Source organism: Nitrospira sp. (genome assembly GCA_016788885.1).
In the GTDB taxonomy this organism is placed as follows: domain Bacteria; phylum Nitrospirota; class Nitrospiria; order Nitrospirales; family Nitrospiraceae; genus Nitrospira_A.
This window is the reverse complement of sequence record JAEURX010000058.1, coordinates 23631-32987: the sequence shown is the minus strand read 5'-3', so window position 1 is coordinate 32987 and position 9357 is coordinate 23631. Positions and strand designations below refer to the sequence as shown.

The 9357-nt window shown below is 60.1% G+C and carries 9 protein-coding genes; 3 read left to right on the top strand and 6 right to left on the bottom strand.

All coding sequences use genetic code 11. From position 1 onward, the window contains the following. From JNL86_16165 to JNL86_16145, 5 genes are all read right to left on the bottom strand, one after another. On the bottom strand, nucleotides 1-447 hold a 447-nt coding region (locus JNL86_16165; protein MBL8044443.1), incomplete at its 3' end, for a hypothetical protein. A gap of 6 nt (nucleotides 448-453) precedes the next feature. After that, nucleotides 454-1227, bottom strand: a complete 774-nt coding sequence (locus JNL86_16160; GenBank protein MBL8044442.1) for an ABC transporter permease — start codon at nucleotides 1225-1227, stop codon at nucleotides 454-456. Further along, on the bottom strand, nucleotides 1227-2027 hold the full coding sequence (locus tag JNL86_16155) for an ABC transporter permease (protein MBL8044441.1): 801 nt from the start codon (nucleotides 2025-2027) through the stop codon (nucleotides 1227-1229). Before JNL86_16155 ends, JNL86_16160 begins: the two co-directional genes overlap by 1 nt. A gap of 89 nt (nucleotides 2028-2116) precedes the next feature. Continuing rightward, nucleotides 2117-3253, bottom strand: coding sequence for an ABC transporter ATP-binding protein (locus JNL86_16150; GenBank protein ID MBL8044440.1), 1137 nt, complete (start codon nucleotides 3251-3253; stop codon nucleotides 2117-2119). 39 nt (nucleotides 3254-3292) lie between these two features. Beyond that, a complete protein-coding gene (locus JNL86_16145; GenBank protein MBL8044439.1) occupies nucleotides 3293-3571 on the bottom strand; it encodes a hypothetical protein in 279 nt (92 codons plus the stop codon). A gap of 135 nt (nucleotides 3572-3706) precedes the next feature. Here JNL86_16145 and glgC point away from each other — a divergent pair, with 135 nt between their 5' ends. From glgC to JNL86_16130, 3 genes are all read left to right on the top strand, one after another. Then, complete coding sequence (gene glgC / locus JNL86_16140; GenBank protein ID MBL8044438.1) at nucleotides 3707-4945, top strand: glucose-1-phosphate adenylyltransferase; 1239 nt, start codon at nucleotides 3707-3709, stop codon at nucleotides 4943-4945. Continuing rightward, nucleotides 4920-6782 (top strand): hypothetical protein, encoded by a 1863-nt coding sequence (locus JNL86_16135; GenBank protein MBL8044437.1) that lies wholly within the window; start codon nucleotides 4920-4922, stop codon nucleotides 6780-6782. The genes glgC and JNL86_16135 overlap by 26 nt, the downstream gene beginning before the upstream one ends. 94 nt (nucleotides 6783-6876) lie before the next feature. Next, entirely contained in the window at nucleotides 6877-7947 is a 1071-nt protein-coding gene (locus JNL86_16130; protein MBL8044436.1) for a DEAD/DEAH box helicase, read from the top strand. A gap of 186 nt (nucleotides 7948-8133) precedes the next feature. Here JNL86_16130 and JNL86_16125 read toward each other — a convergent pair whose 3' ends face one another. Then, nucleotides 8134-9165 carry a hypothetical protein gene (locus JNL86_16125; GenBank protein ID MBL8044435.1) on the bottom strand — a complete coding sequence of 344 codons (1032 nt, stop codon included), beginning with the start codon at nucleotides 9163-9165 and terminating at the stop codon, nucleotides 8134-8136. Between the last annotated feature and the right edge of the window lie 192 nt (nucleotides 9166-9357).

Here is a 9357-nt window from a genome sequence, read left to right as displayed (position 1 = left end):
CACGGCGGAATCGTAGCCGATCCCCACCGTGCCCCATAGATACGGCACTGAAAACCGCCGCTCCGGATCAAACGGCAACGCCTGGAGATGTGGCTCCAGCAGCGAGGCGTTGGGCATGCCCGTGGTGTCCAACTCCTGCAGCAGCCCCTGTTGAATCATGATCGCCACCATGAAATCCGATGGGACCGCCACATCGTAGCCGGTGGCGCCGCTTTGAAGCTTGGCCAACAACTCTTCATTGCTGCTGAAGGTGTCGATGACGACCTTCACCTGCTCCCGTCGTTCAAACTCCGCGATGAGGTCAGGCCCGACATAGTCCGACCAGGTAAAGTAGTGCAGGACCGGTCTCGCTTCGCCGGACTCGCCCCCCACACCTTGGCCACAGCCCAACAGCTGACCGACCAGGACCAGGAGTCCCACGCCGCTGAAGACACGCCGGAGCCACATCACCACTCACACCTCGCGGCGCTGCAGATGGAGCGAGAGAGCCACGCATCCCATCGAGACCAGCAACAACAACGCCGACAACGCGTTGATTTCAGGCGTCACGCCGGACTTGATCATCGAATAGACCTTCAGGGGCAAGGTGGTCGCGCCGGGCCCCGCCGTAAAAAAGGTGACGAGAAAGTCATCGAGTGACACGGTGAAGGCCACCAGAACTGCCCCCCAGATGGCCGGGCGCAGGAGCGGAAACGTGACGTATCGGAAAATCTGCCAGGCATCGGCGCCCAGATCTGCCGCGGCCTCGCGCAAGGCCGGATCGAGTTTGCGCAACCGCGTCCGGATCATGATCGTCACCAGCGGAATGTTGAACACGATGTGCCCAAGAATAACGGTGGTGATCCCGAGGGGCATCTTGACCATCACGAAAAGCAACATCAACGCCACACCCATCATCACCTCAGGAATCACGAGGGGCAACACCAGAGAGCCCTCGAGGAGCTGTTGACGACGGCGCGGCATGCCCTCCATCCCGACTGCCAACAGACCGCCCAAGCCGGTCGCGCCGATGGTCGACACCACGGCGATCACCAGACTGTTGGCCGTCGCTTCAAGCAGCGCCTCATCGTGCAGAAGGGCGGCATACCACTTCAGCGTCGTTCCCCGCCAGGCCATGGAAAGATGGGCGGCATTAAATGAGTAAAGCACGAGGATCAGGATGGGTCCGTACAGAAAAAGGATGGCCAGCAGGCCAACCGCATGTAATCCCATCGCGTTGCGCCTCATCACCCCTCCACCGGACCGGCCGATCGGTCGGAGTAGCGGTAGTACAACAGGACCGCAGCCATGACGACCGCCATCAAAACAAACGACACGGCGGAGCCCAACGGCCAGTCGCGCACCACGAGATACTCGTGTTGAATGAGATTGCCGATCATCATGCTGCGCGCCCCGCCCAGCAGGTCCGGCGTGATAAACGAACCGATGGACGGAATGAACACCAGCACGCATCCCCCGACGATGCCGGGCATCGTCAACGGCACCACCACTCGTGAGAACACGGCCCAGCGGGACGCATAGAGATCCCACGCAGCTTCCACCAGAACCGGATCCAATCTCTCGACCGCCACATACAGGGGTAGCACCATAAACGGCAGGTACCCATAGACCAGTCCGATCACGACTGCCGTCGGCGTATAGAGCAACTCCAGCGGAGCCGTAACAAGCCCCAGAGACAGCAAGACGCTATTGATCAAACCGTCATGCCGCAGGAGGATCATCCAGGCATAGGTGCGCACGAGAAAGTTCGTCCAGAACGGCAACATCACCAGGAGCAGCAGCAGCGGTTGCCAGCGGGCCGGACTCCTGGCAATCACGTAGGCTAGTGGAAACCCCAGCACGAAACAGCCAGCCGTGGTGAGCGACGCATACCAGAGCGACTGCGCCACAATCTTGCCGTAGAGCGGATGCAGGAGATCGCCATAATTCGCCGTGGTGAACTCCCACACGATGCCGCCATACGTGCCGCGCGACGCAAAACTGATGGCAAAGACCAACCCGAGCGGAACGAGAAAAAACAGGGCCATCCAGACCAAACCTGGAGCGGCCAGCCAACAGGAAAGGCATGAACTTCGCGGCTTCGAGGAAGGCATTCGAGCGTCGTGTGTCTGCATGCTCACTCGAAGAACAATTGCCCGTCGGAGGAGTGCCACTGGAGGAAAATGCCTTCCCCCAACGTGAAGGAGGGTGTCGCCGTTCCGCTCGTCCTCGCCTCCCAGAGGCTCTCGCGGCCGACTCGCACCAGATACTTCGTATCACTTCCCGCAAAGAGAATCTTTTCAACGCGACCGGGTAGCATGGGACCGGGAGAAGCCGGCCGCTCAGCGGACATGCGGAGGACTTCGGGGCGAAGCGACAACGTGGCGGGGCGACCCACCGGTTCCCCATCCTGAACACACAACACAAACGAGGGCAGTTCGGTCTCGGAGGGATGAAAGAGCCGCTCTTCACCCACGCGCGCTCCCAATCGGCCGGGCAACTCGTTCGACACCCCCAGAAAACGCGAGACAAACAGGCTCTTGGGCTTCGCATACACCTCGCGCGGACTACCCACCTGCCACATGCGCCCTTGATGCATGACCGCGATACGATCCGACATCATCATGGCTTCCTCCTGATGATGTGTGACGCAGATGCAGGTCAGCCCGGCCTGTTCCTGGATGGATTTCAGCTCGACTTGCATCGCCTGGCGGAGCTGCTGATCCAACGCCGCCAGCGGCTCGTCGAGCAACACGACCGCCGGTTTGTTGACCAGCGCCCTGGCGAGCGCTACCCGCTGTTGTTCACCTCCCGACAATTGCCCGGGCATGCGCGCTTCCTTACCGAGCAGCTTAACCATGGTAAGCGCCTGCCGGACCTGTTCCTCAATCTGCTTCACGGGCATCCGTCGCATCTTCAAACCGAACGCCACATTGTCGATGACGGTGAGATGAGGAAACAGCGCGTAGGACTGAAACACGAGGTTGACCGGCCGGCGGTTAGGCGGGACCCCTACTATGGACCGTCCCTCGATCCGCAGGTCGCCTTCGTCGGGGTCTTCGAACCCAGCCAACATGCGCAGTATCGACGTTTTCCCCGCGCCGCTGGGGCCCAGGATGGAAAAGAATTCGCCTCGGCGCACTTCGAAACTGACCCGGTCCACGGCCGTGACCGCCCCGTGGCGGCGCACGATCCCGTGAATCTCGATCGTCGGCGGTACGGAAACACTCGCTGGAGTGGGCGCGATGACGGGAGGGATGGAAAAGTTGGCCATCGAAGGCAGAATTCACACCGTCGCGTCGACGGTCACGGCTTACTGCTCAACGCCGACTTTGGAACTCACGTCGCGCAGGTGTTTTCGCACCCGCACGCGATGTTCGTGTTTCCGCAAGAGTTCGCGCCGGATCACGTCGCGGTCTTCCGCCACGATCCGCACGAGCCGGTCGTTGTCCTCGGCATGATTTCTGACGAGTTCCGACAGGCGCTGCACCTGTCGCTCCAATCGCTCGAGTCGCCACACCATTTCCATCATCGGATTGGCCGCCTCGATCGCAGGTTTCATGACCACCGGACGGGCATTTTGCTTCTTCATGTCCGCTCCTTCATCGTGAGCCCGACCTGAAGTCGGGGTTGCGCGTTGAATCGTAGTATCGACCGAGATCGAGTTGAAGTCAATCATTCTGCATCCTTTCTATTCCTCGTTCGTCCTGCTACAATCGGCCACGCTATGGCGAAAATCTTCACGATGGTCCTGGCAGGCGGAAAGGGCGAACGCCTCCAGCCGCTCACAGACCAACGCGCAAAGCCTGCCGTTCCCTTCGGCGGAAAATATCGCATCATCGATTTCACCCTGAGTAATTGTCTGAACTCCGGCCTGCGACAGATGGCCGTGCTGATTCAGTACAAATCACATTCCCTCGACCGCCATATCCGGACGGGATGGAATATTCTCAATCCCGAGCTCGGCGAATACATCGTCTCGGTTCCGCCCCAACAGCGCATCAGCGAAGAGTGGTATCGCGGCACGGCGGATGCGGTCTATCAGAACCTGTTCCTGCTCGACAACGACCACCCCGAGTTTCTTCTGGTGCTGGCCGGCGATCACATCTACAAGATGAACTACGCCGACATGTACAACCTCCTGATCGAAAAACAGGCGGATGCCATCGTCGGCGCAATCGAAACCCCGCTGGCAGACGCCCACCGGTTCGGCGTGATCGCGGTGGACGAAGATCGGCGCATTTTGAGCTTCGACGAAAAGCCCGAGCATCCGATGCACATTCCCGGCGATCCGACTCAGGCCTTCGTCTCCATGGGCATCTATTTGTTCCGCACCGATGTCGTCCGCGAACAATTGATCCGCGACGCCAAGGAAGGCACGAAGCACGATTTCGGCAAAAACATTATTCCGCGCATGATCAACGAATGCCGGGTCTACGCCTACAAATTTCAGGACGAGAACAAAAAAGCCGTGAACTATTGGCGGGACATCGGCACGCTCGACGCGTATTGGGAAGCCAATATGGACCTCGTGTCGGTCGACCCGCAGTTCAATTTGTACGACCAGCATTGGCCCATCCGCACCTACCAGGGACAATTCCCCCCCGCCAAGTTCGTCTTCGCCCAGGATTTTCAGGGCGGCCGCATGGGCGTGGCCCTGGACTCGATCGTGTGCGGAGGCTGCATCATTTCCGGCGGGCGCGTCCAAAACTCCGTGTTGTCGCCCCATGTCCGGGTCCATGATCATGCCGACGTCCGCGAGTCGGTCGTGATGGAAAACGTGGTCATCGGTGAACACGCCCGGATCCGCCGCGCGATCATCGATAAAGATGTCATCATCCCGCCCAAAACCGTGATCGGATTCGACCGGGTCGCGGATCGTCAACGTTTCAAAGTCACCGATTCCGGATTGGTGGTCATTTCAAAGGGAATGAAACTGCATGCCGCCGTCGATCCATCCGGTTGATCTCGTCGCGACCCTCCGCCAACGACACCTCACTCCTGCGATCATCTTTCTCACCTCGAGACGGGCCTGCGACGAAGCGATGCAATCGTTCGAGCGTAGCCAGGTCACGCTGCCGAAATCCCAACAAGAACAGATCGCCCGCGTCCTGGCACAGGTCGTCGAACAATATCCCAGCATTGCGGAACATCCGTTGATCGACACGGTGCAACGCATCGGCGTGGCCGCGCACCATGCTGGGCACTTGCCGTCTTGGAAAATCGCCGTGGAAGAATTGATGCGTACCGGATCGCTCGATGCGGTCTTCGCCACCACCACCCTGGCAGCCGGCGTGGATTTTCCCGCCCGCACCGTCGTTGTGACGCAATCCAGCATCCGCAAAGCGCGCGATTTTACCGACCTCACCGCGAGTGAAATTCAACAGCTGGCCGGCCGCGCCGGCCGCCGTGGAAAAGACCTCGTGGGATTCGCGGTCATCACCCCGTCTCCCTATATCGATCTCACGGTCCTGACCAAGGGGCTCACCGGACAGCCGGAAGCGATTCACAGTCAATTCGTGATCACCTATCCGATGGTCTTGAATCTGCTCAAGGCGCACCCGCGCGAACAGATTCAATCGATCCTCGCGAAGAGCTTCGCCCAATTTCAGCTGAATCAACGCACAGCGGTGCTCGAAACCAAGCTTGACGGCCTGCGAGCGGAAATGGAACCGTTCGGCCCGCGCGTCTGCTCAGACTGGATTACGCAATGGCACGTGTTCGAACAGGCGCGTAAACGGAAAAAACCCCGCAGCCCGTTCGCCAGGCAGGAATCGCCCGAGGTCGCAGCCCGAATGCACTTTCTTACCCCGGGGCGCGTGGTGGGGCTGGTGCGAGGACGCGGCATCATCCTTCGTCAATATCGCAGCAAGGGACAACATGCACCGATGGTCACCCTCCTACGGGAAGGCGGCTCACTGAACGAATGCCCTGCCTCTATCGTCACCCAAGTCTTCGATCGCACGTTCGAGTGTGAAGAAACCTCGGCGTATCCCTGGTGTACCCCGCCGTCCCTGGACCAGTTGACGCATCACCTCGCCGATCTTCCGCCGAGGCTGCCGATCCTCCCCATCCTGACGCACCAGAATGAAGAAACGCCGCTCGATAGTTCCATCGTGCAAACCCTCGGCGACTTCGCTTGCCCCACCTGCCCCTCGCGTCAAGCCTGCCAACGCGATTTTCCGCGCGCCTCGCGGGTGCGACAGGACATCCAACGACATATGAAATCGATTCAGGCGCTGCAAACCAGCTTGTGGCATCGTTTCCAGGAACGGATCGATGTCCTGGAACGGTTCGGGTACCTCAACGCCCAGGCGCAACTCACAGCGGACGGAGAGTGGGCGCGGCTGATCCGCATCGATCACTCACTGCTCATTACCGAGCTGATCCGTGCAGAGGCCTTCGGCGCCATTGAACCAGCCTTGCTGGCTGCCGTGATGGCCAGTATTGCGCATGACGACGATCGCCCCGGCTCCTTCCCTCGCGGCAGCGCGGGACTGGTCACCCTGCTGTTCCAAGTCCGCAAGCTGGCGGAAAGCCTCGCCCCGCATGAATCCCCCCCCATGTTGCGCGCTGATGTGGCCGCGCTGACGGAACGCTGGGTCGCGGATCAGACACTCACCTGGATCGGTCTCGCTCGATTGACTACCATGGCGGAAGGCGACATGTTCCGACTGTTCGCTCGCACGATCGAATTTTTGTCCCAACTCAAAACGCTGAAAAGCACCCACCCTTCGCTGGCGGAGTCAGCCGAGAAGGCCATTGCCGCGATGCGTCGGGGCGTGCTGGAGGAACTGCCATGAGGTCGTTCGTCGTTCCTGAAACGTCGTTCCCGCACATCTGTTCGCGACGGTTCATGCGCCTTCCCCTTCGCGTTTCACGCGTCACGGGGTTCTCATGACGACGCACGAACTTGAAGCACTGCTGCTGCAGCAACCGGTCGCGCTGCTCCACCGCCTAGCGCGGGGACGGATCAGCCGACATTTCCGCTCCGGCAAACGAAAGCTCATCGATCTACTGCTTCAAGCCTCGGCAGAGAATCGCCCCGGACTGGAGTCAGATCTCCTGGCGCTCATTGAAGAACGAACGACTCGCGAACAGGCTGCGCCGGCCCCGAAGCCCAAACCGGCTACATCCCACACACGACCGGTGACGCCTCAAGCTACCCAGCGCCCGCACAAGGCCGAGGAGCACGGCCACCATGAGCCACCGGTTTCGCTCCACGAGTGGTTGTCGGGCCTCGGCGTTCCCTCACCGCAGCCCTTCGTGCCGGACGCATGGCAGGTTGAAGCCTTGGCCCGCTTAGCAGAAACCGATGTCGTCGTGAGCGTCCCGACCGGCAGCGGAAAAACCTATGTGGCCATTGAGGCCACCAAACGAGCGATGCAGGACAACCGCACCGTGATCTACACGTCGCCGCTCAAGGCACTCTCCAATACGAAATTCACCGAATTCTCACGCCTGTTCGGTCCTGGGCAGGTGGGAATCCTCACCGGCGATCGACGGGAACATGCCCAGGCCCCCCTGCTCATCATGACCACGGAGATCCTGAGAAACCTCCTGTACGATGCAGCGGGAGGCGAAATCGACGTGCGCTTGGACACCCTGGGCCTGGTGATCATGGATGAATCGCAATACCTGGCGGATCCTGAGCGCGGTGTAGTCTGGGAGGAGACGTTGATCTTCTGTCCGGGACAAGCTCGACTGCTGCTGCTTTCCGCCTCGATCGGGAACCCCCAGGACATCGCAGATTGGCTGACGGCCATTCGTCCGACGCCCTGTTCCCTCATCCGTCATACCAAACGGTCGGTGCCTCTGCGCGCCGGGTATCTGCATCCGAATGAAAAACTCACGCCGCTGTTTCGCACGGCCGGTATCCCCTACGGACAACCCTACCTGCTGCACCCGGAGGCCAAACGCCTCTTTGCGGAATACGAGGAAGAAACCGGCTCCTCCCGCTCACGCTGAAGCGCACGGATGCGGGAGCGGAGAGAGGTGAGCGCGAAGGCATACGTGGCCCCAAACGCTCGTCCGAGGGGTCTCCGGCTCTCAGCCATCACCTCGTCGGTCCGACCAAGAGACGAACGATGTGCCTGTAAGCCATGTCGACGGAGGTGTAGGCCAGAGTAAAACGCAGATTATGCCGGACAGCGATTAGAAGGTGTAGGTGAGTCCCACCGTCGGTCCATGCCTCAGCGTCTGGAATTGCGTCAGCGATGCGGTGCTGGTGGAACCGTCAGAGCCATAGAGCTTCCACTGATCTCCTGCCACGACCCTGTTCCACCAGACGCGATACCCACCGGTCAGGTAGAGGCGATTCCAAACCCTGACTCGCAGGTTGAGGTCCGTATCCGTCCCTACGCCGAAACCGGTCATCCTGAAACTTGGGTCCTGGGCCAGGTCTGTTCGAAGGTGATGCACATCTTCGTTGTTCAGATATGAGAGGAGCACCGCAACCTTGGCCTCGATACTCACCCTCGGATCGACCTTGTATTCCAATTCTCCGCCGAGACGTCCGGAGACCCAGGTGACCGTGTTCGTGATCACCGCCTGGTTGCGAAACCCGACCGTGCCGACAGGGGAACAGCGGAACTCCGAACTCGGCGCCGAAGCCGTGGTACATTCCGCCTGCGTCACACCCGTGGCTACATGACGTTCCCGCCAATACTGCAATCCAGCAAACAACCCCAGAGTACCCCTGTTGTCCTGAAACGTATGCGCGATCGCGCCGATATCACCTTTCAAGTACCAGAGGTTGTCCCCGCCGATGTCGCTGTAGGTTCGGGAGAACCGGTGCTCACCGCTCACCGTGGCCCCTTGGGATGCTGCCCCTTGCGCGCTGAGAAAATCGTCATCGGTGAGGCGCCCGCCCCCGATGGCTCCATACCCGAATGCGCCACGGACGAACATCTTGTTCTTGAGGGACACCTGCCCGTTAATCTCAGTTACATTGGTGCCGGTGTCTTTGTATTTGAGTTTCGAACTCGGATTTCCCAGGTTCGGATCTAGTCCCGACGCGTTGTGGCTCCAGATGGTTTCCCCCTGGCTGAACCATTCGGTGATCTTCAGATCGATACGAGAAATGGAAGAAGACTGTGCGACGGGGACTTCGGCCCAGGCTGAATCAAGCCCTGAGCCCAACAGGCATGCACATACTGCCAGGAGAACAATACGCAACGGCATCATATCGGCAGCACTCCCTTCCTGTCCGGGCCGATACGCTCCCCGCATGAGCGCGAGACTACGTATCACAGCCGGAACAGCGCGCCCACTGATACCGTACCTGTCGAGGCCGGTCAACTACTTTCTCCGCTCGTGGAGCGCTTCAGATACTGCTCCGCCGACCTGGCACGAGACTCCCTAGGGAAATCTCCTGCT